23 protein-coding genes are annotated in these 22,415 nt (G+C 67.9%); 20 read left to right on the top strand and 3 right to left on the bottom strand.

The genetic code is table 11. The features are described from left to right. Positions 1-61: 61 nt before the first annotated feature. The 4 genes from CFB39_RS40230 to CFB39_RS15820 all read left to right on the top strand — a co-directional run bounded on the left by CFB39_RS40230 (position 62) and on the right by CFB39_RS15820 (position 2,062). Positions 62-202, top strand: a complete 141-nt coding sequence (locus tag CFB39_RS40230) for a cytochrome oxidase small assembly protein (protein ID WP_017334314.1) — start codon at positions 62-64, stop codon at positions 200-202. Positions 203-237: 35 nt separating this feature from the next. Then, positions 238-846: a cytochrome c oxidase assembly protein gene (locus CFB39_RS15830; protein ID WP_089426388.1), complete on the top strand. Its 609-nt coding sequence runs from the start codon at positions 238-240 to the stop codon at positions 844-846. 16 nt (positions 847-862) lie between these two features. Beyond that, positions 863-1,063 carry a DUF2970 domain-containing protein gene (locus CFB39_RS15825; protein WP_089426387.1) on the top strand — a complete coding sequence of 67 codons (201 nt, stop codon included), beginning with the start codon at positions 863-865 and terminating at the stop codon, positions 1,061-1,063. Between the two features lie 141 nt (positions 1,064-1,204). Next, positions 1,205-2,062: a cytochrome c oxidase subunit 3 gene (locus CFB39_RS15820; RefSeq protein WP_027789064.1), complete on the top strand. Its 858-nt coding sequence runs from the start codon at positions 1,205-1,207 to the stop codon at positions 2,060-2,062. A gap of 173 nt (positions 2,063-2,235) precedes the next feature. Here the strand turns inward: CFB39_RS15820 and CFB39_RS15815 are convergent, their stop codons facing one another. Further along, positions 2,236-2,445, bottom strand: a complete 210-nt coding sequence (locus tag CFB39_RS15815) for a twin transmembrane helix small protein (RefSeq protein ID WP_089426386.1) — start codon at positions 2,443-2,445, stop codon at positions 2,236-2,238. 84 nt (positions 2,446-2,529) lie between these two features. On the opposite strand from CFB39_RS15815, the gene CFB39_RS15810 reads away from it, so the two are divergent. Genes CFB39_RS15810 through CFB39_RS15790 form a run of 5 tightly spaced genes read left to right on the top strand, consistent with a single transcriptional unit; the run spans position 2,530 to position 6,611 of the window. Beyond that, positions 2,530-3,240, top strand: a complete 711-nt coding sequence (locus tag CFB39_RS15810) for an SURF1 family protein (RefSeq protein WP_241026164.1) — start codon at positions 2,530-2,532, stop codon at positions 3,238-3,240. A 60-nt stretch (positions 3,241-3,300) separates the two neighbouring features. Further along, complete coding sequence (locus CFB39_RS15805) at positions 3,301-3,927, top strand: cytochrome C oxidase subunit I (RefSeq protein WP_089431714.1); 627 nt, start codon at positions 3,301-3,303, stop codon at positions 3,925-3,927. A gap of 24 nt (positions 3,928-3,951) precedes the next feature. Then, positions 3,952-5,064 carry a heme A synthase gene (locus CFB39_RS15800; RefSeq protein ID WP_089473596.1) on the top strand — a complete coding sequence of 371 codons (1,113 nt, stop codon included), beginning with the start codon at positions 3,952-3,954 and terminating at the stop codon, positions 5,062-5,064. Between the two features lie 8 nt (positions 5,065-5,072). Next, positions 5,073-5,975: a heme o synthase gene (cyoE, locus tag CFB39_RS15795; protein ID WP_006477738.1), complete on the top strand. Its 903-nt coding sequence runs from the start codon at positions 5,073-5,075 to the stop codon at positions 5,973-5,975. An 18-nt stretch (positions 5,976-5,993) separates the two neighbouring features. Next, complete coding sequence (locus CFB39_RS15790) at positions 5,994-6,611, top strand: SCO family protein (RefSeq protein ID WP_043187233.1); 618 nt, start codon at positions 5,994-5,996, stop codon at positions 6,609-6,611. 151 nt (positions 6,612-6,762) lie between these two features. Here CFB39_RS15790 and CFB39_RS15785 read toward each other — a convergent pair whose 3' ends face one another. After that, positions 6,763-7,053 (bottom strand): YciI family protein, encoded by a 291-nt coding sequence (locus tag CFB39_RS15785; protein WP_069248921.1) that lies wholly within the window; start codon positions 7,051-7,053, stop codon positions 6,763-6,765. A 248-nt stretch (positions 7,054-7,301) separates the two neighbouring features. Between CFB39_RS15785 and CFB39_RS15780 the strand changes: the two genes are divergently transcribed. Next, positions 7,302-8,906 (top strand): methyl-accepting chemotaxis protein, encoded by a 1,605-nt coding sequence (locus tag CFB39_RS15780; RefSeq protein ID WP_089473796.1) that lies wholly within the window; start codon positions 7,302-7,304, stop codon positions 8,904-8,906. A gap of 212 nt (positions 8,907-9,118) precedes the next feature. After that, a complete protein-coding gene (locus CFB39_RS15775) occupies positions 9,119-9,934 on the top strand; it encodes a MetQ/NlpA family ABC transporter substrate-binding protein (protein ID WP_089473595.1) in 816 nt (271 codons plus the stop codon). 111 nt (positions 9,935-10,045) lie between these two features. On the opposite strand, the gene CFB39_RS15770 is transcribed toward CFB39_RS15775, so the two are convergent. After that, positions 10,046-10,354: a VF_A0006 family four-cysteine protein gene (locus CFB39_RS15770; protein WP_089473594.1), complete on the bottom strand. Its 309-nt coding sequence runs from the start codon at positions 10,352-10,354 to the stop codon at positions 10,046-10,048. Positions 10,355-10,690: 336 nt separating this feature from the next. On the opposite strand from CFB39_RS15770, the gene CFB39_RS15765 reads away from it, so the two are divergent. The 9 genes from CFB39_RS15765 to CFB39_RS15725 all read left to right on the top strand — a co-directional run bounded on the left by CFB39_RS15765 (position 10,691) and on the right by CFB39_RS15725 (position 22,410). Then, entirely contained in the window at positions 10,691-11,656 is a 966-nt protein-coding gene (locus tag CFB39_RS15765) for an ABC transporter substrate-binding protein (protein WP_089473593.1), read from the top strand. 139 nt (positions 11,657-11,795) lie between these two features. Further along, on the top strand, positions 11,796-12,692 hold the full coding sequence (locus CFB39_RS15760; RefSeq protein WP_089473592.1) for an ABC transporter permease: 897 nt from the start codon (positions 11,796-11,798) through the stop codon (positions 12,690-12,692). Position 12,693: 1 nt separating this feature from the next. Continuing rightward, positions 12,694-13,488, top strand: a complete 795-nt coding sequence (locus CFB39_RS15755) for an ABC transporter ATP-binding protein (protein ID WP_089473591.1) — start codon at positions 12,694-12,696, stop codon at positions 13,486-13,488. A gap of 301 nt (positions 13,489-13,789) precedes the next feature. Beyond that, the gene (imuA, locus tag CFB39_RS15750) at positions 13,790-14,497 is read left to right on the top strand and encodes a translesion DNA synthesis-associated protein ImuA (RefSeq protein WP_069248915.1); all 708 of its coding nucleotides are present in this window, start codon (positions 13,790-13,792) and stop codon (positions 14,495-14,497) included. Beyond that, a complete protein-coding gene (locus tag CFB39_RS15745; protein ID WP_089426375.1) occupies positions 14,430-15,926 on the top strand; it encodes a DNA polymerase Y family protein in 1,497 nt (498 codons plus the stop codon). The genes imuA and CFB39_RS15745 overlap by 68 nt, the downstream gene beginning before the upstream one ends. 6 nt (positions 15,927-15,932) lie before the next feature. Beyond that, complete coding sequence (locus tag CFB39_RS15740; RefSeq protein WP_089473590.1) at positions 15,933-19,139, top strand: error-prone DNA polymerase; 3,207 nt, start codon at positions 15,933-15,935, stop codon at positions 19,137-19,139. 334 nt (positions 19,140-19,473) lie between these two features. Then, positions 19,474-20,208 (top strand): GntR family transcriptional regulator, encoded by a 735-nt coding sequence (locus tag CFB39_RS15735; protein WP_043187255.1) that lies wholly within the window; start codon positions 19,474-19,476, stop codon positions 20,206-20,208. A 98-nt stretch (positions 20,209-20,306) separates the two neighbouring features. Beyond that, positions 20,307-21,410, top strand: coding sequence for an N-acetylglucosamine-6-phosphate deacetylase (gene nagA, locus CFB39_RS15730; protein WP_089426373.1), 1,104 nt, complete (start codon positions 20,307-20,309; stop codon positions 21,408-21,410). Continuing rightward, positions 21,403-22,410 (top strand): SIS domain-containing protein, encoded by a 1,008-nt coding sequence (locus CFB39_RS15725; RefSeq protein WP_179250069.1) that lies wholly within the window; start codon positions 21,403-21,405, stop codon positions 22,408-22,410. The genes nagA and CFB39_RS15725 overlap by 8 nt, the downstream gene beginning before the upstream one ends. The last annotated feature ends 5 nt before the right edge of the window (positions 22,411-22,415 follow it).

The raw sequence follows: 22,415 nt of genomic DNA, 5'->3' as shown, positions 1-22,415 counted from the left end.
GTGCGTTCCGCCGCTGCCTGCCGCGCAGGCAGGCGCGGCGGGCGCCGAACCGAAGTATCAGATGAACCGGAATCCACAACAAAGACGAACGCCCGAGCAGATCCGCGCGGGCAACAAGCGGCTCGGCCTCACCCTGCTCGTCATCGCCGCCGTTTTTTTTGTGGGTGTCGTGATCAAGCAGTGGTGGCTGTCCACTCACTGATGCAGCAACAGACGCAGTAGCGAGGAAGTTGTCGTATGTCGAAGCCGGAAGAGGGCGCCGTCGATCGCGCGTTCAATCGTTCGATGCTGGTGAAGCTCTTCGTCGTGGCCGGGCTGATGTTCGGTTTCGGCTTCGCGCTGATCCCGATGTATCGGGCGATCTGCCAGATCACCGGCATCAACAACCTGGTGCAGCGCGATGTCAGCGAGCGCGAGGTGAAGAACTCGCAGGTCGACTATAGCCGCACGGTGTCGGTCGAGTTCGATGCGAACGCGCGCGGCCCGCTCGGTTTCAAGCCGGAGCACAACAGTCTCGACGTGCATCCGGGCGAGCTGATGACGATCGTGTACGACGTGACGAACGGGCAAGGTCGGCCGGTCGTTGCGCAGGCGATTCCGAGCTACGCGCCGAAGCAGGCGACGGAGTTCTTCAAGAAGATCGAGTGCTTTTGCTTTACGCAGCAGACGCTGGCCGCGAACGAGTCGCGCAAGATGCCGGTGGTGTTCGTGATCGATCCGAAACTGCCGAAGGACGTGAAGACGATCACGCTGTCGTACACGTTCTTCGAGCTGAATACGCCGGCCACGCCGGCGCCGGCGCCGGGCAAGACCGCGGCGCAGGGCGCGGCGAAGCCGGACGCGTGACGACGGAGGCGGGGCGATGACGGAGGGCAAGCGGGGCGGGTCGTTCGGCCAGGCGCTGAAAGCGGTGCTGTGGTCGTTTTTCGGGGTGCGCAAGCGGCGTGACCTGGAGGCCGACGCGACGCAGCTGAATCCGCTGCACGTGCTGATCGTCGCGTTGTTGGCAGCCGGTTTGTTCATCGGCGTGCTGATCCTGGTCGTGCGTGCCGTCGTGGGCTGAAGCCCGCGGCCACGAAAGAAGAATGCAGTGCGCGGCGCCACGGCGGCGCGTGCAGGAAGGAGCGGTGGTGGTCACGCCGCGCAAGAAATAAAGCCGGAGCGGTTTCCGGTACACAAATTGGACAGAAGTGGAGAATCAAGCATGAGCGGTCAAAACCAGACCCCGTACTATTTCGTGCCGCATCCGTCGCACCATCCGATCAGTGCGGCCATCGGCCTGCTGGTCATGCTCGGATCGGCGGCGCTGTGGATCAACGGTCACGACTGGGCGCCGTTTACGGCGCTGCTCGGCCTGCTGTGGTTGCTCTTCACGCTGTATCACTGGTTCGGCGACGCGATCGCCGAATCGGAAGGCGGGCATTACGGCAAGAACGTCGACAAGTCGTACCGCTGGAGCATGAGCTGGTTCATCTTCTCGGAAGTCATGTTCTTCGGCGCGTTCTTCGGCGCGCTGTTCTATGCACGTGAAATCGCGCTGCACCAGCTCGGCAGCCTCGACTACAAGCTGATCTGGCCGGATTTCTCCGCCGTGTGGCCGAACGAAGGCCCCGCCGCGCTCGCCGGTCACTTCAAGACGATGGGCCCGTGGCCGATCCCGACGCTGAACACCGCATTCCTGCTGTCGTCGGGCGTGACGCTGACGATTTCGCACCACGCGCTGCGTGACGATCATCGCAAGAAGGCGATCGCCTGGCTGGCCGCGACGCTCGTGTTCGGTATCTGCTTCCTGTTCCTGCAGGGCTTCGAGTACTACCACGCGTACAACGAACTGAACCTGACGCTGAACTCGGGCGTGTACGGTTCGACGTTCTTCCTGCTGACCGGCTTCCACGGCTTCCACGTGTTCCTCGGCGGCACGATGCTCGCGGTGGTGCTGGTGCGGATGATCCGCGGCCACTTCAAGCCCGATCACCACTTCGCATTCGAAGGCGCCGCGTGGTACTGGCACTTCGTCGACGTCGTCTGGCTCGGCCTGTACGTCGTCGTCTACTGGCTGTAAATGGAACAACGGCCCGCGCAGCAATGCGCGGGCCGTTTTCATTGGGTCGGCCGGGCAGCGTGACTGCAGGCCTCACCCCTCGGGCGCCGCCGCGACTCAGTCAGGCGGCGCTTTTGCTTGGTGCCGCGGCCGTGCGGCGAAATGTCACAGCGGCGGCGGCGGCGGCGAATCGATCAACGCCCGATCGGCAGGCCGGTCGAATGGATCCAGCCCATCGCGTTCGCGATCAGGATGAGCAGGAACAGCGACACCGACAGCCCGACGCGGGTGGCGAGCGACCAGACCATGCGTTTCGTGTGGCCGCGGTCGTGCATCATGAAGTAGAGCGCCGAGCCCATGCTGGCAATGATGAGGACGAAGGCGATGGGAACGAGTATGTGCATGACACGAACCGGACGACGGCAATTCGAAAGGAAGAGGATAATTATCGCACTTCGCTTGTCAGCAGGTGCCGGGCGGGCCGCATGATGAAGATCCGCTGGCTGCCCGCGCTGCTGATCCTCGTCGTCGTCGCGGTCACGATCCGTCTCGGTTTCTGGCAGCGCGACCGCGCGCACCAGAAGGAAGCGCTGCAGGCGAGCATCGCGCGCTACGAGCAGGCGGCGCCCGTCGACGTCGGCGCGCAGCCGATGCCGCTCGCGTCGATCGAGTTCCATCGCGTGCGTGCGACAGGCCGCTTCCTGCCCGAGCAGGCCGTGTTCCTCGACAATCGGCCGTATAACGACCAGCCGGGTTTTTACGTCGTGATGCCGTTTAAACTCACGGGCGGCGGCGTCGTGCTCGTGAATCGCGGCTGGCTGCCGCGCAATATCGCCGATCGTACGGCGATCGAGCCGTTCGCGACGCCCGCGGGCGACGTCGAGATCGTGGGCATCGCGCGCGCCGACGCGTCGCGGGCGTTCGAGCTCGGCGAAGGCGGGTCGGCGGCGCACCAGAAGATCCGGCAGAACCTGGACGTCGCCGCGTATGCGAAGGAAACGGGGCTGCCGCTGCAGCCGTTCGTGATCCAGCAGACGAGCGACGACGGCGACAAGCTCGTGCGCGACTGGCCGGCGGCGACGACCGGCGTCGAGCGCAATTACGGTTACATGTTTCAGTGGTGGGCGATGGCGGCGGCCGCGCTCGGCTTCGGCCTGTACGCCGCGCGGCGTGCGGCGAAGAAGTCGGCCGGCGCGTGAGCGCCATGCCAGGACGCGGCGCTCGCGCCGCGGGTTCGTTTCGAGAGGTCTGATTTGTCCATGCAATCTCCCCGTCAGGGTTCGGCCGCTGCGCCGATGTCGCCGGCGGCCCGCAAGCGCGGCCGCTGGATGCTCGTGCTGCTGGGTCTCGTGTGCGCCGCGCCGATGATCGCGTCGTACTTCACCTATTACGTGATCAAGCCGAAGGGCGGCTCGACCAACTACGGCACGCTGATCGAGCCGCAGCGCCCGATCCCCGCGGATCTGCAGGTGACCGACGAAACCGGCAAGACCGTGCCGCTGTCGTCGCTGCGCGGCGTGTGGCTGTTCGTGATGACCGACCGCAGCGCGTGCGACGAGGCCTGCGCGAAGAAGCTCTATTTCATGCGCCAGATCCGCGTCACGCAGGCGGGCGAGCGGCACCGGCTCACGATGGTGTGGCTGCGCAGCGATGCGGGCGCGATGCCGCAGAAGGTGCTGGACGCGTACCCCGACACGCGCCGGCTCGTCGCCGATCCGGCCGCGGTGGCCGCGTGGCTGCCGGCCGACGCCGGCACGAAGGACAGCGACCACCTCTACATGGTCGATCCGAACGGCAACCTGATGATGCGTTTCCCGAAGGATCCGAACCCCGGCAAGATCAAGGCGGACGTGACGAAGCTGCTGAAGTGGTCGAGCATCGGCTAACGCAACACGAGAGGCATTGAACCGATGGCGTATCTACTGCAACTCGGCCTGATCGGCTTCTGCATCGCGCTGCTGCCGCTGTCGTACGTGTGGGTGAAGGCCGACGACAACAAGTTTCGCAAGCTGGTGTGGATCACCACCTTCCTGACGCTCGACCTGGTGATGTTCGGCGGCTTCACGCGGCTGACCGATTCGGGGCTCGGCTGCCCGGACTGGCCCGGCTGCTACGGCACGTCGTCGCCGTTCATCGCGCATGCCGCGATCACGGCCGCGCACCAGGCGATGCCGACGGGCCCCGTCAGCATGTCGAAGGCGTGGATCGAGATGATCCACCGCTATTTCGCGATGGCGATCGGCGTGCTGATCATCGCGCAGGTCGTGATCGCGTGGTCCGCGCGGCTACGCCGCCGCCCGCTGCACGTGTCGCCGTGGTGGCCGACGAGCCTGCTGCTGCTGATCCTCGTGCAGGGCGCGTTCGGCGCATGGACGGTCACGATGAAGCTGCAGCCGGTGATCGTCACGATCCACCTGCTGCTCGGCCTCGCGCTGCTCGGCACGCTCGGCTGGCTCGCGGCGCGGCAAACGCCGCTGCCGGCGCATGACCCCGAAGCCGGCCGCTATCGCGCGGCCGCGCTCGCGGCGCTCGTGCTGCTGGTCGTGCAGATCGCGCTCGGCGGCTGGGTGAGCACCAACTACGCGGTGCTCGCGTGCACCGACTTCCCGACCTGCAACGGCCAGTGGATTCCGCCGATGGACTTCCAGCACGGCTTCCACCTGTGGCGCGCGCTCGGGATGACGAAGGACGGCGAGGCGATCACGCAGGACGCGCTGGTCGCGATCCACTGGACGCACCGCACGTTCGCGTTCGTGGTGGTCGCCTACCTGGTCGCGTTCGCGCTGAAGATGCGCCGCTTCGAGTCGCTGCGGCGGCCCGCGAACGGCGTGCTGCTGGTCGTCCTGCTGCAGTTCGTGACGGGCCTGACCAACATCGTGCTGCAGTGGCCGCTGCCGGTCGCCGTCGCGCACAACGGCGGGGCCGCGATCCTGCTGCTGCTCGTCGTCATGTTAAACTTTCGCATCCTTTCAAGCCGCCCCGGCCGTGTCGCGCAGCCTGTGCGCGACGCCGCCCCGGCGTGACCGCCCCCATGCAAAGCACCCTCTCCCAATCGCCCGGTAGCCGGTTTTCGCAATACATGGCGCTGACGAAGCCGCGTGTCACGCAGCTCGCGGTGTTCTGCGCGGTGATCGGCATGTTCCTCGCGACGCCGGGCATGGTGCCGTGGCACGTGCTGATCGGCGGTACGGTCGGCATCTGGCTGCTGGCCGGCGCCGCGTTCGCGATCAACTGCCTCGTCGAACAGAAGATCGACGCGATGATGCGCCGCACCGCGTGGCGCCCGTCCGCGCGCGGCGAGATCACGACCCCGCAGATCCTGCTCTTTTCGGCCGTGCTCGGCAGTGTCGGCGCATGGACGCTCTATACGTTCACGAACCCGCTGACGATGTGGCTGACGATCGCCACGTTCGTCGGCTACGCGGTGATCTACACGCTGCTGCTCAAGCCGATGACGCCGCAGAACATCGTGATCGGCGGCGCATCGGGCGCGATGCCGCCGGCGCTCGGCTGGGCCGCGGTCACCGGCGCGGTGCCGGGCGACGCGTGGATCCTCGTGCTGATCATCTTCGTGTGGACGCCGCCACATTTCTGGGTGCTCGCGCTGTATCGCCGCAAGGATTACGAGAACGCGGGGCTGCCGATGCTGCCGGTCACGCACGGCGAGAAGTTCACGCGGCTGCACATCCTGCTGTACACGGTGATCCTGTTCGCGGTCACGCTGATGCCGTTCATCTCCGGGATGAGCGGGGCCGTCTACCTGACGAGCGCGGTGCTGCTCGGCGCGGTGTTCCTCGCGTATGCGTGGAAGATCCATCGCGACTACTCGGACGAACTCGCCCGCAAGGCCTTCCGCTACTCGATCGTCTACCTGTCGCTGCTGTTCGCCGCGCTGCTCGTCGATCACTATGCACGCCCGCTGCTCGGCGTGTAACCGCACGGTTTGAACGCAATGCTCCAATCACGGTTCGGGCGCCGCGCGCGCCAAGGCTGGATGCTCGCATGCGCATTCACGGCAGCGCTGCTGCTCGCCGGATGCGACAACGCGCCGAAATTCCAGAATCTCGACATCACCGGCAACACGCAGTTCGGCAGCGATTTCTCGCTGCCCGATACGGCCGGCAAGGTGCGCACGCTCGCCGACTTCAAGGGTAAGGCCGTCGTGATGTTCTTCGGCTATACGCACTGCCCGGACGTGTGCCCGACGACGATGGCCGAGCTGTCCGAAGCGCTGAAGCAGCTCGGACCCGATGCCGCGAAGCGCGTGCAGGTGCTGTTCGTCACCGTCGATCCGGAGCGTGACACGCCGGCGCTGCTCGGCCAGTACGTGCCCGCGTTCGATCCGTCGTTCATCGGCCTGCGGCCGGCCGACGAAGCGGCACTCAAGAAGGTCACGAAGGATTTCCGCGTGTACTACGCGAAGGTGCCCGGCAAGACGCCCGGCAGCTACACGATGGATCACACGGCCGCGAGCTACGTGTTCGACCGCGACGGCAAGCTGCGCCTGTTCGTGCGCGACGGCCAGGGCCCCGGCCCGTGGGTCCACGACCTGAAGCTGCTGGTCGACTGACCAGTAGCCGCCGGGCGCCCGGCCCGGCGATCACGTGACGGCCGCCTCGCGCCGTCACGTTTTCCCTCTCTCTTCGTTGTTTGCATGCGCCGCCCGTGGGGCGGCGTGTCGGCCTGCGCGCGTATCGTGCAGAGGTCGCGCAGGCGTCGCGTTACGGCAGCGCGGGCACGTTGAAGCCGGATGCGGCACGCGTGATCCGGAATTCCGTCACGCGATACGTGGCGAGCCCCTCGATGACGAACGGATCGGTCTTCAGGATCGCGTCCAGCTCGTCGCGATCGATGCGGGCCGCGAGGATCACGCCGCCTTCGCGCGGCACCTTCGGCCCCGCTGCGATGAAGATGCCCTTGTCGAACTGCGGCTGCAGGAATGCGCGATGGCGTTCGAGCGCGTCGTCGATGCGCTCGAGCGATGCGGTGTAGTGAATGTCGATGACGTACATGGGTGGCCCTCGGAATGGCGCCGGCTCTTCGTGTGCCGGCTGGCCGGTCTTTTTAGCACAGCGGATGCGGACTGTCGCGCCGGCGGCCGCTGTGCGGCGCGGGGCGCGGGCGGCCTGTCGATCGCCGGTTCGCGGCGCCGGCCGTATTCAAGTTGTAAGCCTCGGTGCCGTAAATGAATGGGCAAGCGTTTGCGCGCGGCAGGCCGTTCGCGCGCAGCGTGCGCATCGACATCGACAGAGGCACGCAGATGAGCAGAATGAGTTTGAACCGCAAGCTGTGGCTCGCGCTTGCGCTGGTATGGATCGGTCTCCTGGGCGTCGGCGCATGGAGCGCGTACGAGACGCGCGCGACGATGCTCGCCGAACGCAAGGCAGGCATCGCGAATCTCGTCGATTCGGCGGCCGGCATCGTGAAGGCGTATCACGCACTCGCGCAGAGCGGCACGCTGCCCGAGGCCGACGCGAAGCGCGACGCGCTCGCGAGCCTCGCCGCGATGCGCTACGGCGATTCGGGCTACGTGTTCGTGATGGACTCGAAGCCGGTCGTGCTGATGCATCCGACGCTGCCGAAGCTGGTCAACACGCAGGTCGGCGACTATCTCGACCCGGACGGCAAGCCGCTGTTCGTCACGATCCTGAACGCCGCGAAGGAAACCGGCAGCGGCTTCGCCGAGTATCGCGGGCGCCTGCCGCACAGCGAGACCGCCGTGCCGAAGATCAGCTACGTCACGCGCTTCGCGCCGTGGGACTGGAACATCTCGAGCGGCGTGTTCCTGAAGGACATCGACACCATCTACTACCGGACGCTGCTCGGCCACCTCGCGGTCGTGTTCGTGATCGGCTTCGTGATCAGCGCGGCGATGCTGGTGATCATCCGCAACGTGCGCAGCAGCCTCGGCGGCGAGCCCGACGAAGCGGCCGCGCTCGCGACGCGCATCGCGCAGGGCGACCTGACGCAGCCGGTGCCGGTTCGCGCGGGGGACCGCACGAGCATGATGGCCGCGATGCACGACATGCAGGCACGGCTGCAGGCGACGATCGGCGGGATTCGCCAGTCGGCCGGATCGATCGCGTCGGCGAGCCGCCAGATCTCGGCCGGCAACGACGACCTGTCGCAGCGCACCGAGGAGCAGGCCGCCTCGCTGGAAGAAACCGCCGCGAGCATGGAGCAGTTGACCGCAACCGTGAAGCAGAACGCCGACAACGCGCGGCAGGCGAGCGGGCTCGCGAACAGCGCGTCGGAGATCGCGCGCACGGGAAGCGACGTCGTGAACCGCGTGATCGGCACGATGGGCCAGATCGACGACAGCTCGCGCAAGATCGCCGACATCATCGGCGTGATCGAGGGCATCGCGTTCCAGACCAACATCCTCGCGCTGAACGCGGCGGTCGAAGCCGCGCGCGCCGGCGAGCAGGGCCGCGGCTTCGCGGTGGTCGCGGGCGAAGTGCGTTCGCTCGCGCAGCGCAGCGCGACGGCGTCGAAGGAGATCCGCGAGCTGATCGTCGACTCGGTCGAGCGCGTGCGCAACGGGTCGACGCTGGTCGGCCAGGCCGGCACGACGATGGGCGAGATCCTGCAGGCCGTCGCGCGCGTGACCGACATCATGGGCGAGATCGCGGCGGCATCCGAGGAGCAGGCGAGCGGCATCACGCAGGTCGGGCGCGCGGTCACGCAGATGGACCAGGTGACGCAGCAGAACGCGGCGCTCGTCGAGGAGGCCGCCGCGGCCGCCGCGTCGCTGCAGGAACAGGCCGCGCGACTGCGCGATACGGTCGGCGCGTTCCGGGTCGGCGGGCAGATGGGCGAGCCTGCATTCGAGACGAAGGCGGCCGACCGGGCGGCGGTGGCGTAACGCGCTCGGGCCGATGCGCGACTCGCACAAATGCAACTAACGGCCGAGTCGCGCCACCCCTGCCAGCACCGCTGCGGTGCATACCCATATGAGCGGGATGTATTTCACTTCCCGCGGATCCTGTGACACCATTTACCCCTTCCTGCGAGTCGGGGCATACCCGTATCGCGCCCCATTTTCAGTCATCCAGTAAGCAAGAAAGCGAGAAACAGATGAAGCGTCGCAGTCTCCTGAAGGTATTTTCCGTGCTGGCCACCGGTGCAGCACTGACGCTGTCGGCAGGCGCGCACGCCGAAGACAAGGTGATCAAGGTCGGCACGGTCGCCGGCCCGGATTCGGAAGTGTGGCAGCTCGTGCAGAAGGTCGCGAAGGAGAAGGAAGGCCTGAACGTGAAGGTCATCGAGTTCAACGACTACGTGCAGCCGAACGCGGCGCTCGACTCGGGCGACCTCGACGCGAACAGCTTCCAGCACCAGCCCTACCTCGACAGCCAGGTGAAGCAGCGCGGCTACAAGCTGGTCAGCGCGGGCCTGACCTACATCTCGCCGATGGGCGTGTACTCGAAGAAGTTCAAGGCGCTGAAGGACCTGCCGCAAGGCGCGAAGGTCGCGGTGCCGAACGATCCGTCGAACGAGAACCGCGCGCTGCTGCTGCTGCAGACGCAAGGCGTGATCAAGCTGAAGGCGGGCGCCGGCACGGGCGGCAACAACGCGACGGTGCTCGACATTGCCGACAACCCGAAGAAGCTGAAGATCTCCGAACTCGACGCCGCGCAACTGCCGCGCGTGCTGTCGGACGTCGACGCGGCCGTGATCAACACGAACTACGCGCTCGCCGCGAACCTGCAGCCGACCAAGGACGCGATCGCGCTCGAATCGCTGACGAGCCCGTATGCGAACCTGATCGCCGTGCGCGCGAAGGACAAGGACCAGCCGTGGGTGAAGAAGCTGGTCAAGGCATACCAGTCGCCGGAAGTGCGGGAATTCATCAAGAAGCAGTTCAAGGGCTCGATGGTCGCGTCGTTCTGAACGCCGCCCACCCGTCGGACCGCTGAACGAAAAGGCCTGCATCGCGCAGGCCTTTTTCATTGGCGCGGCCGATCGACGACGGCCGCACGGTGTGGCGCGTTCAACGCCGGCTCACATCTCGCCGCGCCGCGAGCAGATCGACATGATCTGCTGGATCGCATAATTGTCGCGCACGCCGGGCAGCGACTGCACGACGCACTCGTGAAAACGCCGCTCGCGCGGCAGCAGCATCGCGTTGTTGCGATACAGCGCGTCGCACGAGCGCTGGATCAGTTGCGCCGCCGCGCCGTTGCGGCTTTCGCGCAGCGCATTGAGCATGCAGTCGTCGTATTGCGCACTGCCGTCGGTCAGTGCGAATGCCGCACCCGGCAGCGCCAACGCGACGGCCGCGCATGCGATGGCTCGGATCCCCCGTTTCATGTGCCCTCCGATGGCGTGGACTGGGTCGGCCGACAGCATAACGTAAAGCCGCGAGCGCGGCTGACGCGTTGCGCCGGGGCCGGCGGGAACCGCCGCCGGCCGGGCTTCGCGCGCGTTCGCGCACGTCGGCGCGCGCTGCAATCCGGGGCGCGATACGAAAGCGTGGAGTCAGGCGGTGGTCTGCGGAAATGGTATCCTCGTGCGTTCGCCGCTGCACGCTTTCCCGGAGCGTGCGCGGGCCGTTCGCCAGCGCGTCGCACGCATGGCGGCGCCCGCCCGACGGCGGCGGCGGGAATCCATCATCCAGAACCGACACAATACGGGGGAGACACACCCATGAAGCGTTTCAAGACTTTTGCGATCCGTTCGATCACGGCCGGCGTGGCCGCACTCGCGCTGGCCGGTGCCGTGCACGCCCAGACCGTCAAGGTGCTGTCGATCGTCGACCACCCGGCGCTCGACGCGATCCGCGACGGCGTGCGCGCCGAGCTGAAGGCGGAAGGTTACGGCGACGACAAGCTCAAGTGGGAATACCAGAGCGCGCAGGGCAACACGGGCACGGCCGCGCAGATCGCGCGCAAGTTCGTCGGCGACCAGCCCGACGTGATCGTCGCGATCGCGACGCCGGCCGCGCAGGCAGTGGTGGCATCGACGAAGAGCGTGCCGGTCGTCTATTCGGGCGTGACCGATCCGGTCGCCGCGCAGCTCGTGAAGGGCTGGGGCCCGTCGGGCACCAACGTGACGGGCGTATCCGACAAGCTGCCGCTCGATCGCCAGGTCGCGCTGATCAAGCGCGTCGTGCCGAATGCGAAGACGGTCGGCATGGTCTACAACCCGGGCGAGGCGAACTCGGTCGTCGTCGTGAAGGAACTCAAGGAGATCCTCGCGAAGCAGGGGATGACGCTGAAGGAAGCGGCCGCGCCGCGCACCGTCGACATCGGCCCGGCCGCGAAGAGCCTGATCGGCAAGGTCGACGTGATCTACACGAACACCGACAACAACGTCGTGTCCGCGTACGAAGCGCTCGTGAAGGTCGCGAACGAAGCGAAGATCCCGCTCGTCGCCGGCGACACCGACAGCGTGAAGCGCGGCGGCATCGCGGCGCTCGGCATCAACTACGGCGACCTCGGCCGCCAGACGGGCAAGGTCGTCGCGCGCATCCTGAAGGGCGAGAAGCCGGGCGCGATCGCATCGGAAACGAGCAGCAACCTCGAGTTGTTCGCGAACACGGGCGCGGCCGCGAAGCAGGGCGTGACGCTGTCGACGGACCTGCTCAAGGACGCGAAGACGGTCATCAAGTAAGCCGCGGCCCGACCGCCGCGCTTGCGGGCCCGATCCGGGCCTGAACGACACCGCCGGACGGGCGGCTCCCACCCGGGGCCGCCTGTTCGCTTCGCCCGGCCGTACACGTCCGGCCGGGAAGCAACAGGATTTCCCCATCATGTCTCTGTTCTCGTTTCTGGGCGCGCTGGAGATCGGCCTGATCTTCAGCCTCGTCGCCCTCGGGGTGCTGATCTCGTTTCGCATCCTCAACTTCCCCGACCTCACCGTCGACGGCAGCTTTCCGCTCGGCGGCGCCGTCGCCGCGACGCTGATCTCGGCCGGCTACGACCCGTTCAGCGCGACCTGCATCGCGATCGTCGCGGGCGCGGTGGCCGGCTTCATCACCGGCTGGCTCAACGTGCGCCTGAAGATCATGGACCTGCTCGCCAGTATCCTGATGATGATCGCGCTCTATTCGGTGAACCTGCGGATCATGGGCCGGCCGAACGTGCCGCTCATCACCGAGCCGACCATTTTCACCGTGCTGCAGCCGGACTGGATGCCCGACTACGTGCTGCGCCCGGCACTGCTCGCGATCGTCGTCGTGGTCGCGAAGCTCGGCCTCGACTGGTTCTTCTCGTCGCAGCTCGGCCTCGCGATGCGCGCGACCGGCGCGAACCCGCGGATGGCGCGTGCGCAAGGCATCGCGACTGGTCGCGCGACGCTCGCCGGGATGGCGCTGTCGAACGCGCTCGTCGCGCTTGCCGGCGCCCTGTTCGCGCAGACGCAGGGCGGCGCGGATATCTCGATGGGGATCGGCACGATCGTGATCGGGCTGGCCGCGGTGATCATCGGCGAGACGCTGCTGCCGGCGCGCCGGCTCGTGCTGACGACGCTCGCCGTCGTGCTCGGCGCGATCGTCTATCGCTTCTTCATCGCGCTTGCGCTCAACAGCGAATTCATCGGGCTGCAGGCGCAGGATCTGAACCTCGTGACGGCGGCGCTCGTCACGATCGCGCTGGTGCTGCCGGCGACGCGCAAGAAGCTGTTCGCGCGCAAGAACGGAGGTGCCTGACATGCTCTCCGCACAAGACCTGAAACTCACGTTCAATCCCGGCACGCCGATCGAGACGCGCGCGCTGCGCGGGCTGTCGCTCGAGATTCCCGACGGCCAGTTCGTCGCGGTGATCGGCTCGAACGGCGCCGGCAAGTCGACCTTCCTCAATGCGGTCAGCGGCGACCAGGCCGTCGATGCGGGACGCATCTCGATCGACGGCACCGATGTTACGCGCAAGGCCGCGTGGGATCGCGCGCACCTCGTCGCGCGCGTGTTCCAGGATCCGATGGCCGGCACCTGCGAGGCGCTGACGATCGAGGAGAACATGGCGCTCGCGATGGCGCGCGGTGCGCGGCGCGGCTTCCGGGCCGCGCTCGACCGGCCGTCGCGCGAGCGGTTCCGCGACAAGCTGCGGCTGCTGAACCTCGGCCTCGAGAACCGGCTGACCGACCGGATCGGGCTGCTGTCGGGCGGCCAGCGGCAGGCGGTGAGCCTGTTGATGGCGTCGCTGCGGCCGTCGCGGATCCTGCTGCTCGACGAGCACACGGCCGCGCTCGACCCGAAGACGGCCGCGTTCGTGCTGGAGCTGACCGCGCGCATCGTCGCCGAGAGCAAGCTGACGACGATGATGGTCACGCACAGCATGCGGCAGGCGCTCGACTACGGCGACCGCACGGTGATGCTGCACCAGGGGCAGGTCGTGCTCGACGTGTCGGGCGACGCGCGCAAGGGGCTCGACGTGCCGGACCTGCTGCAGATGTTCGAGAAGGTGCGGCACGAGCAGCTCGACGACGACGCGCTGCTGCTCGGCTGACGGTCAGATGGTGGACCGGCGCGGTGTGCAGGGTGCGCATCGTGCCGGTTGGCCGGCCGGGCCGGGCTCTGCCTGGTTCGGCCGGGCTGCGCGATTCGGTTCGCATGCGCCTGCGCCCGACTGGTGTGGCGGGCGTCGGGGCGGTGCGAGCCGGTGATGCCGGGGGCGACCCGCCGTCATGTCGTGGGCCTGCCGGCTTTTCACCCGTCTTTCATCTGACGAAATACCGGTTTCGTACCAGTACTGTGCGGCGTGGACGCATTGCCATATACTGTATATCCATACAGTTGTGGGTGGCATCATGCTCGCATCCTCCATTTCTCCCGAATCCCTTCATCCGTCGCTGTGGCGCGGCTCGCAGCTCGCGCGCGGCGGTCCGCGCACGATCGAGACCGGCTTCGCGCCGCTGTCGGCCGAATTGCCGGGCGGCGGCTGGCCGGTCGGCGGGCTCGTCGAACTGCTGGCCGCGCAGCCGGGCTGCGGCGAGATGCGGCTGCTCGCGCCCGCGCTCGCGCGCACCGTCAGTGCCCGGCGGCCACTCGCGCTCGTCGCGCCGCCGCAGTCGCCGCATGCGACCGCGCTCGCCAGTCTCGGCGTGCCGGCCGACGCGCTGCTGTGGCTGCGTGCCGGCAGCCACACGGATGCGTTGTGGGCCGCCGAGCAGGCACTCAAGACCGGTTGTTGCGGCGCGCTGCTGCTGTGGCAGGACGCGCGGCCCGATGCGCTGCGGCGCCTGCATCTCGCGGCCGCGCGCACGGGCGACACGCTGTTCGTGATGCTGCGCCCGCTGTCGGCCGAGCGGCAACCGTCGCCGGCCGTGCTGCGCGTTGCGCTGTACCCGGTGCCGGGCGGCGTGTCGCTCGACATCGTCAAGCGACGCGGCCCCGCCCGCAGCGAGCCGCTCGTGCTCGACCTGCCGTCGCCCATCGTGGAGAGCCGCTATGCGCGTCTTGCTCGGCATCCATCTGCCGCGCCTGCCGCTCGACGTGTGCGTCGCGCTTCCGTCTGACGGCGAGGCGGGCGAGGCCGGCAGCGCAGGCAGTGCGGTGCTCGAGCAGGGTGTCGTGCTGATCGCCGACGCGGCCGCGCGCCGGCAGGGCGTGCGCGCGGGCATGAAGCGCGGCGGCGTGCTCACGCTCGCGCCGCACACGCAGCTCGTCGAACGCGATCCCGCGCGCGAGGCCGATGCGCTGCGCGCGGTCGCGCTCGCGTTGCTGCGCTTCTCGCCGTGCGTCGCGCTCGGCGACGAAGCCACGCTGCTCGTCGACGTCGGCCCGAGCCTGCGCTTGTTCGGCGGCTTGCCATCGCTGTGCCGCCAGGTGCGCGCGACGCTCGCGGCGCTCGGCTATGCGGCACGCCTGTCCGCCGCGCCGACCGGGGGCGGCGCGTGGCTGCTCGCGCGTGTGTCGGCCCGTGCGCGGATCCGGCGCCGCGTCGCGAGCCCGGCCTCGCTTGTTCGCGCGCTCGACCGGCTGCCCTGCGTGCTGCTGCCCGATGCGCGTCCGTATGCGGGCTGGTTCGACGGGCTCGGTTGCCGCACGCTCGCCGATCTGCGCGGCCTGCCGCGCGCGGGGCTGCAGCGCCGTTGCGGTCCCGCGTTGCTGGCTGCGCTCGATCGTGCGTATGGCGACGCGGTCGAGCCGCTTGCGTGGATGGCGGTGCCGCCCGTGTTCGACGTGCGGCTCGAATTGCAGGAGCGGGTCGAATACGCGGAAGCCGTGTTGTTCGTGGCGCGGCGGCTCGTCGTGCAGCTGTGCGGCTGGCTGGCCGCGCGGCACCTGTCGCTGGCCGCGATGACGTTCGATCTCGAACACGAGCGCGGCCGCCAGGCCGTGCCGCCAACGCCGCTCGAGCTCGCGTTCGCGTCGCCCGTGCGCGATGAGGCGCATTTCATGCGGCTGCTCGGCGAGCGGCTCGCGCGCGTCGAGTTGCCGGCCGCGGTGATTGCGGTGCGGCTGAAGGCCACGCGGGTCGAATCGGTCGCGCCGCCGGCCGACGATCTTTTCCCCGAGCCGGGCGGCACGCGCGAGACGCGCGCGCGGTTGTTCGAGCTGCTGGTCGCGCGGCTCGGCGCGGACAACGTGCTGCGCGCGGCGCCCGTCGCCGATCACCGGCCCGAGGCGGCGAACCGCTGGCTGCCGCTCGATGCGCAGGCGGGCAAGCCGGCTCCCGGGCCGCCCGCCGTGCCGCCGAGGCCAGCCTGGTTGCTGGCGGAGCCGCTGCCGCTGTTGATGCGCGGGGAGCGGCCGGTATTTCATACGCCGCTGAGGATGATGTCGTCGGTGGAGCGGATCGAGGCCGGGTGGTTCGACGGTCAGCTCGCTGCGCGCGATTACTGCGTCGCGCAGGACGAGGCCGGCGCGTGCTACTGGGTGTTCAAGGAGCGGGCGGGGAGCGAGGCCGAGCCGCGCTGGTTCCTGCACGGCCTGTTCGGGTGAACGGTGATGGTTGCGGAATTCAGCTGGCTGCCCGATTACGCGGAATTGTTCTGCCGTTCGAACTTTTCGTTCCTGCATGGCGCGTCGCATGCGGAGGAACTGGTCGAGCGCGCGGTCGAGCTCGGCTATCGCGGGATCGCGATCACCGACGAATGCTCGCTTGCCGGCGCGCCGCGCATGCACGTCGCGGCGAAGGCGAAAGGGTTGCCGCTCGTCATCGGGTCGTATTTCGACGTCACGCCGGATGAAGTCGCACCCGGCCACGATCCGGGCCCCGGCGCGTTCGGGCTCGTGTTGCTGGCGCAGAATCGCGAGGGCTACGGCAACCTGTCCGAGATGATCTCGTGGCGGCGGATGGCGTCGCCGAAGGGGACTTACAAGCTGACGTCGCGGATGCTGTCGGCGCCGCCAGCGGAGTTTGCGCATTTGCGCGGCATGCCTGATTGCTTCGCCATCCTCGTGCCGACGTATCCAGTGCGTGCTGATGTACTCGATGCGCAGGTCGCGTGGTTTCGCACGACGTTCGGCGAGCGGGCGCGGCTCGGGCTCGTGCAGCTGCAGCGCGCGCTGGACGGTGCGCAGCGCGAGGAGATTCGTGCGGCGGGTGAGCGGCGTGGCGTGCGTGTCGTCGCGCTGGGCGACGTGACGATGCACCGGCGCTCATGCAAGGAACTGCAGGACGTGATGACGGCGATTCGCGTCGGCATGCCGGTTTCCGAGTGCGGGTATGCGCTTGCGCCGAATGCGGAACAGCATTTGCGTGGGCGGAACCGGATCGGGAATCTGTTCTCGCCGGAGGAGATTGCGGAGACGTGCGCGATTCTCGATGCGTGTCCTTTCGAACTGGATTCGCTGCGCTACGAGTATCCCGACGAGATCGTGCCGAAGGGGCATACGCCGACGAGCTATCTGGAGCAGGAAACCATGGCCGGGGCGGCCACACGCTATCCGCAAGGTGTGCCGGAGAAGGTGTCGAAGCAGATCCGGTATGAACTCGACCTGATCGCGCAACTGAGTTACGAACCGTTCTTCCTGACCGTCTACGACATCGTCAAATACGCACGCAGCCAGAACATCCTGTGCCAGGGGCGTGGCTCGGCGGCGAACTCGGTCGTCTGCTTCTGCCTCGGCATCACCGAGGTGAATCCCGAGCAAAGCACGATGCTGTTCGAGCGCTTCATCAGCGCGGAACGCGGCGAGCCGCCCGATATCGACGTCGACTTCGAGCATCAGCGTCGGGAAGAGGTGATTCAGCATATCTACGAGAAGTACGGACACAACCGCGCAGCACTCGCAGCCGCCGTATCGACGTATCGTCCGCGCGGCGTGCTGCGCGAAACCGGCAAGGCGCTCGGCGTCGATCCGATGCTGGTCGATCGCGTCGCGAAAGCGCACCGCTGGTTCGACGGTAGCCGCGACCTGCTGCAGCAATTCTCGACGATCGGGCTTGATCCCGAGACGCCGCTCATCCAGGCATGGGCCCGGCTCGCCGCGCGGCTCCTCAACTTTCCGCGTCATCTGTCGCAGCACTCGGGCGGCTTCGTGATCAGCCGCGGCAAGCTCACGCGGCTCGTGCCGGTCGAGAACGCGGCGATGGACGGGCGGCGCGTGATCCAGTGGGATAAAGACGACCTCGAATCGCTCAAGCTGATGAAGGTCGACGTGCTCGCGCTCGGCATGCTGTCGGCGCTGCATCGCGCATTCGACATGCGTACCGCGTGGCGCGGGCCGCCGGAGCCGGATGGCGAGCCGTTCACGCTGAAGCACATTCCGCAGGATGACAAGGCGACTTACGACATGATCTGTCGTGCCGACACGGTTGGCGTGTTCCAGATCGAATCGCGCGCGCAGATGTCGATGCTGCCGCGCCTGCGCCCGGAGACTTACTACGATCTGGTGATCGAGGTGGCGATCGTGCGGCCGGGGCCGATCCAGGGCGGGGCCGTGCACCCTTATCTGAAACGGCGCCAGGGACTCGAAAAGGTCAGTTATCCCAAAGAGGAATTGAAACCCGCGCTCGAACGGACGTGCGGCGTGCCGATCTTCCAGGAGCAGGTGATGCAGATCGCGATGATCGCGGCAGGCTTCACGCCCGGCGAGGCGGATGAACTGCGTCGCGCGATGGCCGCATGGAAGCGCAAGGGCAATCTCGAGAAATATCACCGCAAGATCGTCGACGGGATGCGCGAGCGCGACTATCCGCCCGACTTCGCCGAACAGATCTTCGAACAGATCAAGGGCTTCGGCGATTACGGTTTCCCCGAAAGCCACGCAGCCAGCTTCGCGAAACTCGCGTACGCCAGCAGCTGGCTCAAATGCCACGAACCGGCGATCTTCCTCGCCGCGCTGCTGAACAGCCAGCCGATGGGTTTCTACCCGCCGTCGCAGCTCGTGCAGGACGCGAAGCGGCACGGCGTGCAGGTGCGGCCGATCGACGTGACGCAAAGCAACTGGGAAGCATCGCTCGAAGCGCTGCCCGATCAGCCGCCGCCGCACGGCCAGCCGGCCGTGCGGCTCGGCCTGTCGCTCGTGCGGGGGCTCGGCGAAGCCGCCGCACGCCGCATCGAAGCCGCGCGCACGGCGGCCGGCCGGTTCGACAACGTCGACACCCTCGCACGCCGCGCGCAGCTCGAACGCCGCGATCTCGAAGCGCTCGCCGCCGCGAACGCGCTTGCGACGCTCGCCGGCCATCGCCGCGATGCGCTATGGCAAGCGGTTGCGGCCGCCCCCGAACGCGACCTGCTCGCGACCGCGCCGATCGACGAAGTGGAGAAGCCCGCACTCGGCGCGCCGTCGGAAGCCGACGACATCCTCGCCGACTATCACACCACCGGCCTCACGCTGAACCGCCATCCCGTCGCGCTGCTGCGGTCCGAACTGCGCGCGCGGCGGCTGTCGTCCGCGGCCGAATTGCACGACCGCCCCGACGGGCGGCTCGCGCGCGCGTGCGGGCTCGTGACCGCGCGGCAGATGCCGGGCACCGCGAAAGGCGTGATGTTCATGACGCTCGAGGACGAAACGGGCTGCGTGAACCTGATCGTCCGGCCCGAGCTGCTCGCGCGGCAGCGCCGCGAAACCCTCGATTCGCGGCTGCTTGCCGCGTCCGGCGTGTGGCAGGTCGCGAGCGACGTGAGGCACCTCGTCGTGCAGCATTTCGAGGATCTGACGCCGCTGCTCGGCGGCCTGCGCACGTCGAGCCGCGAATTCCACTGATTCCACTGACGCAACCGGCGCGCGCCGCCGAACGCGCGGTGCGTCGCCACCCGTGCATACCAGTTGGCCAAACTGGTTCTATCCAGGTCTCATATTCGTGCCCAAAACCTGGCCGAACCGCGTACTGGAACTGTCCCCTTGCATACCAATCCGGGTAAATCCCTACCCCGTACTTCATTGTAAACAAAGAGTTTGTGAGAACTAAAACGCTTGCCGGGCAAGGCTTCCAGCGATTTCCGCACCACTAATACCAGTTCGTTGACTGGTATTATGGTGGTTATATAATGCCCTCACTTTCGACGGCCTGCGGTCGTCGTCCGACACCCGGAGGCACATGGAAACCGGCTGGTCCGAACTGGCGCCCGATCCCCTCAGCGATACGCCGCTCTATCTGCAGCTCGCCCGCAATCTGGCGAGCGCGATCCACGCCGGCGCGTGGCGGGCCGGCGAGGCGCTGCCGTCGGAACGGCTGCTGTCGGTGTCGGTCGGCGTGTCGCGGATCACGGCCCGTCGCGCCCTCGCGCTGCTGGTCGAGCAGGGGCTGATCAAGCGGGCGCGCGGGGCGGGCAGCTTCATCACGCCGCGCGTCGCCGATCCGCTGTCGCGTCTCGTCGGCTTCACCGCGAAGATGCAGCAGCGCGGTTTCGTGCCCGATTCGGTGTGGCTGTCGCGCACGCTGCGTGCCGCAAACCGCGACGAGATCACGCGGCTCGGCCTCGCGCCCGGCGCGACGGTGGCGCGGCTCGAACGGCTGCGCCGCGCGGACGGCATCGTGATGGCCGTCGAACACTCGACGCTGCCGGCCGCGGTGGTGCCCGATCCGCAGGTGCTCGGCGCGTCGCTGTACGAATACCTCGAAGCGCGCGGCATGACCGTCGTGCGCGCGCTGCAGCACTTTCGCGCGGCGAACGCGACGCACGCGATCGCGAAATGGATGGCGGTGAAGCCGGGATCGGCCCTGCTGGTGATCACGCGGATCGGCTACGGCGCCGACCAGCGCGCGATCGAAGTGAGTGAAACGTATTGCCGCGACGATTACTACGACTTCGTCGCCGAACTGAAACGCTGACGCGCGAGACTGCCCGCGCGCGACACGCGTGAAGCAACGACACGGATTTGCAAATCACGACGCGGATGCCCGCGTCACCAGATCATCAAGAGAACGTCATGCTGACTGGAAACATCCTTACCCCCGACGGCTGGATTCACGGTTCGCTCGATAGCGAGAACGGCCGCATCACGACCCTCGACGGCACGCCCGTCGATCCCGCGAAGAACGACGCGCCTTACATCCTGCCCGGCTTCATCGACCTGCACGTGCACGGCGGTGGTGGCGCCGACGTGATGGAAGGCGGCGACGCGATCGAGACGATCGCCCGCACGCACGCGCAATTCGGCACGACGAGCCTGCTCGCGACGACGATGACCGCGCCGCGCGACGAACTGATGCAGGTCGTCGCGAACCTCGGCACCGTCGCGCGCACCCGCACGCCGGGCGGCGCGCGCGTGCTCGGCGTGCACCTCGAAGGCCCGTACATCAACCCCGGCAAGCTCGGCGCGCAGCCCGACGCGGCCGTGTCGGCGGTGCTCGACGAAGTGCTGAAGTACCTGTCGATCGCGCCGATCCGCGTCGTCACGCTCGCGCCGGAAATCGCCGGCCACATCGAGATCATCGGCGAGATGGCCGCGCGCGGCGTGCGCGTGCAGCTCGGCCATTCGCTCGCGACCTACGACGACGCGGTGGCCGCGCTCAAGCATGGCGCGTGCGGTTTCACGCACCTGTTCAACGCGATGTCGCCGCTGCATCACCGCAACCCGGGCCTGGTGGGGGCGGCGCTTGCCCACGCCGAATACGCGGAAATCATCCCCGACCTGCTGCACGTCCACCCGGGCGCGATTCGTGCTGCGCTGCGCGCGATCCCGCGCCTGTACGTCGTGACCGACAGCACGTCGGCAACCGGCATGCCCGACGGCGAATACCGGCTCGGCAGCCAGCACGTGACGAAGTGCCTCGGCGGCGTGCGCCTCGCCGACGGCACGCTCGCCGGCAGCACGCTGACGATGGACCAGGCGCTGCGCAACCTCGTATCGCTCGGCCTGCCGATCGCCGACGTGTCGAACCGGATGTCGCGCTACGCGGCCGACTACCTCGGCGTCGCCGATCGCGGCCGCCTCGAGCGCGGCGCATGGGCCGACCTCGCGGTGTTCGACCGCGACCTGAACCTCACCGCGACCTACGTCGAAGGAGAATCGATTGTCGAATATGCTTAAGGAAGCGCGCGAGTCCGCCCAGGTCGTCGCCGCGCAGATCGCCGACACGACGCGCGTCGAAGCGCTTGCCGGCCAATTGCTCGATCACCCGCCGGCCGTCGCGCTGACGGTCGCGCGCGGCAGCTCGGATCACGCCGCGAGCTATTTCGCGAGCCTGACGATGAGCCGCCTCGGCGTGCCGGTCGCGTCGCTGCCGATGTCGGTCGCGACGCTGCAGCAGGCGCCGCTGAAGGTGCAGGACCAGCTCGCGATCGCCTTCTCCCAGTCGGGCAAGAGCCCCGATCTCGTCAATACGATGGCCGCGCTGCGCGAAGCCGGCGCGCGCACCGTCGCCGCCGTGAACGTGCTGCCGTCGCCGCTCGCCGACGCGTGCGAGCACCAGTTGCCGCTGCTCGCCGGCCCCGAACTGTCGGTGGCCGCGACGAAGAGCTATATCGCGATGCTGTCGCTGTCCGCGCAGATCGTCGCGTACTGGCAGCGCGACGCCGCGCTGATGACCGCACTGCGCGGCCTGCCCGACGTGCTCGCACAGGCCGGCCAGCTCGACTGGTCGCAGGCCGTCGCGGCGCTCGCGGGTGTCGAGCGGATGATCGTGATCGGCCGTGGCCTGGGCCTCGCGATCGCGCAGGAAGCCGCGCTGAAGCTGAAGGAAACGTCCGGCATCCAGGCCGAGGCGTTCTCGAGCGCCGAAGTCCGTCACGGCCCGATGGAGCTGATCGACCGCGACTATCCGCTGCTCGTGTTCGCTCCGCCGGGGCCCGAGCAGGCCGGCCTGCTGCAGCTTGCCGCGGACATGCGCGCCCGCGGCGCCGCCGTGCTGCTCGCGGCGCCCGCCGGCATACCCGGCGCGACGCTGCCGCTCGCGCAGTCTGCCCATTCGGCGCTCGACCCGATCGCCGCCATTCTTTCGTTCTACGTGATGGCGGCGGATCTCGCCGTTGCGCGCGGCCGCAATCCCGACACGCCGCGCCACCTGAACAAAGTCACCGAAACGCACTGATAGCC

Origin of the sequence: Burkholderia sp. AU6039 (assembly GCF_002223365.1) — a bacterium.
In the GTDB taxonomy this organism is placed as follows: domain Bacteria; phylum Pseudomonadota; class Gammaproteobacteria; order Burkholderiales; family Burkholderiaceae; genus Burkholderia.
The sequence above is the reverse complement of the archived record's forward strand: the minus strand, read 5'-3'. Positions and strand labels throughout refer to the sequence as shown.

What these genes read in the sequence shown, in the direction of transcription:
- CFB39_RS15765 (WP_089473593.1), top strand. Translation starts at nt 10,691, where the DNA reads ATGAAGCGTTTCAAGACTTTTGCGATCCGTTCGATCACGGCCGGCGTG.
- CFB39_RS15790 (WP_043187233.1), top strand. Translation starts at nt 5,994, where the DNA reads ATGCTCCAATCACGGTTCGGGCGCCGCGCGCGCCAAGGCTGGATGCTC.
- CFB39_RS15805 (WP_089431714.1), top strand. Translation starts at nt 3,301, where the DNA reads ATGCAATCTCCCCGTCAGGGTTCGGCCGCTGCGCCGATGTCGCCGGCG.
- CFB39_RS15775 (WP_089473595.1), top strand. Translation starts at nt 9,119, where the DNA reads ATGAAGCGTCGCAGTCTCCTGAAGGTATTTTCCGTGCTGGCCACCGGT.
- cyoE (WP_006477738.1), top strand. Translation starts at nt 5,073, where the DNA reads ATGCAAAGCACCCTCTCCCAATCGCCCGGTAGCCGGTTTTCGCAATAC.
- CFB39_RS15770 (WP_089473594.1), bottom strand. Translation starts at nt 10,354, where the DNA reads ATGAAACGGGGGATCCGAGCCATCGCATGCGCGGCCGTCGCGTTGGCG.
- CFB39_RS15755 (WP_089473591.1), top strand. Translation starts at nt 12,694, where the DNA reads ATGCTCTCCGCACAAGACCTGAAACTCACGTTCAATCCCGGCACGCCG.
- CFB39_RS15745 (WP_089426375.1), top strand. Translation starts at nt 14,430, where the DNA reads ATGCGCGTCTTGCTCGGCATCCATCTGCCGCGCCTGCCGCTCGACGTG.
- nagA (WP_089426373.1), top strand. Translation starts at nt 20,307, where the DNA reads ATGCTGACTGGAAACATCCTTACCCCCGACGGCTGGATTCACGGTTCG.
- CFB39_RS15815 (WP_089426386.1), bottom strand. Translation starts at nt 2,445, where the DNA reads ATGCACATACTCGTTCCCATCGCCTTCGTCCTCATCATTGCCAGCATG.
- CFB39_RS15785 (WP_069248921.1), bottom strand. Translation starts at nt 7,053, where the DNA reads ATGTACGTCATCGACATTCACTACACCGCATCGCTCGAGCGCATCGAC.
- CFB39_RS15735 (WP_043187255.1), top strand. Translation starts at nt 19,474, where the DNA reads ATGGAAACCGGCTGGTCCGAACTGGCGCCCGATCCCCTCAGCGATACG.
- CFB39_RS40230 (WP_017334314.1), top strand. Translation starts at nt 62, where the DNA reads ATGAACCGGAATCCACAACAAAGACGAACGCCCGAGCAGATCCGCGCG.
- imuA (WP_069248915.1), top strand. Translation starts at nt 13,790, where the DNA reads ATGCTCGCATCCTCCATTTCTCCCGAATCCCTTCATCCGTCGCTGTGG.
- CFB39_RS15740 (WP_089473590.1), top strand. Translation starts at nt 15,933, where the DNA reads ATGGTTGCGGAATTCAGCTGGCTGCCCGATTACGCGGAATTGTTCTGC.
- CFB39_RS15820 (WP_027789064.1), top strand. Translation starts at nt 1,205, where the DNA reads ATGAGCGGTCAAAACCAGACCCCGTACTATTTCGTGCCGCATCCGTCG.
- CFB39_RS15810 (WP_241026164.1), top strand. Translation starts at nt 2,530, where the DNA reads ATGAAGATCCGCTGGCTGCCCGCGCTGCTGATCCTCGTCGTCGTCGCG.
- CFB39_RS15800 (WP_089473596.1), top strand. Translation starts at nt 3,952, where the DNA reads ATGGCGTATCTACTGCAACTCGGCCTGATCGGCTTCTGCATCGCGCTG.
- CFB39_RS15725 (WP_179250069.1), top strand. Translation starts at nt 21,403, where the DNA reads ATGCTTAAGGAAGCGCGCGAGTCCGCCCAGGTCGTCGCCGCGCAGATC.
- CFB39_RS15760 (WP_089473592.1), top strand. Translation starts at nt 11,796, where the DNA reads ATGTCTCTGTTCTCGTTTCTGGGCGCGCTGGAGATCGGCCTGATCTTC.
- CFB39_RS15780 (WP_089473796.1), top strand. Translation starts at nt 7,302, where the DNA reads ATGAGCAGAATGAGTTTGAACCGCAAGCTGTGGCTCGCGCTTGCGCTG.
- CFB39_RS15825 (WP_089426387.1), top strand. Translation starts at nt 863, where the DNA reads ATGACGGAGGGCAAGCGGGGCGGGTCGTTCGGCCAGGCGCTGAAAGCG.
- CFB39_RS15830 (WP_089426388.1), top strand. Translation starts at nt 238, where the DNA reads ATGTCGAAGCCGGAAGAGGGCGCCGTCGATCGCGCGTTCAATCGTTCG.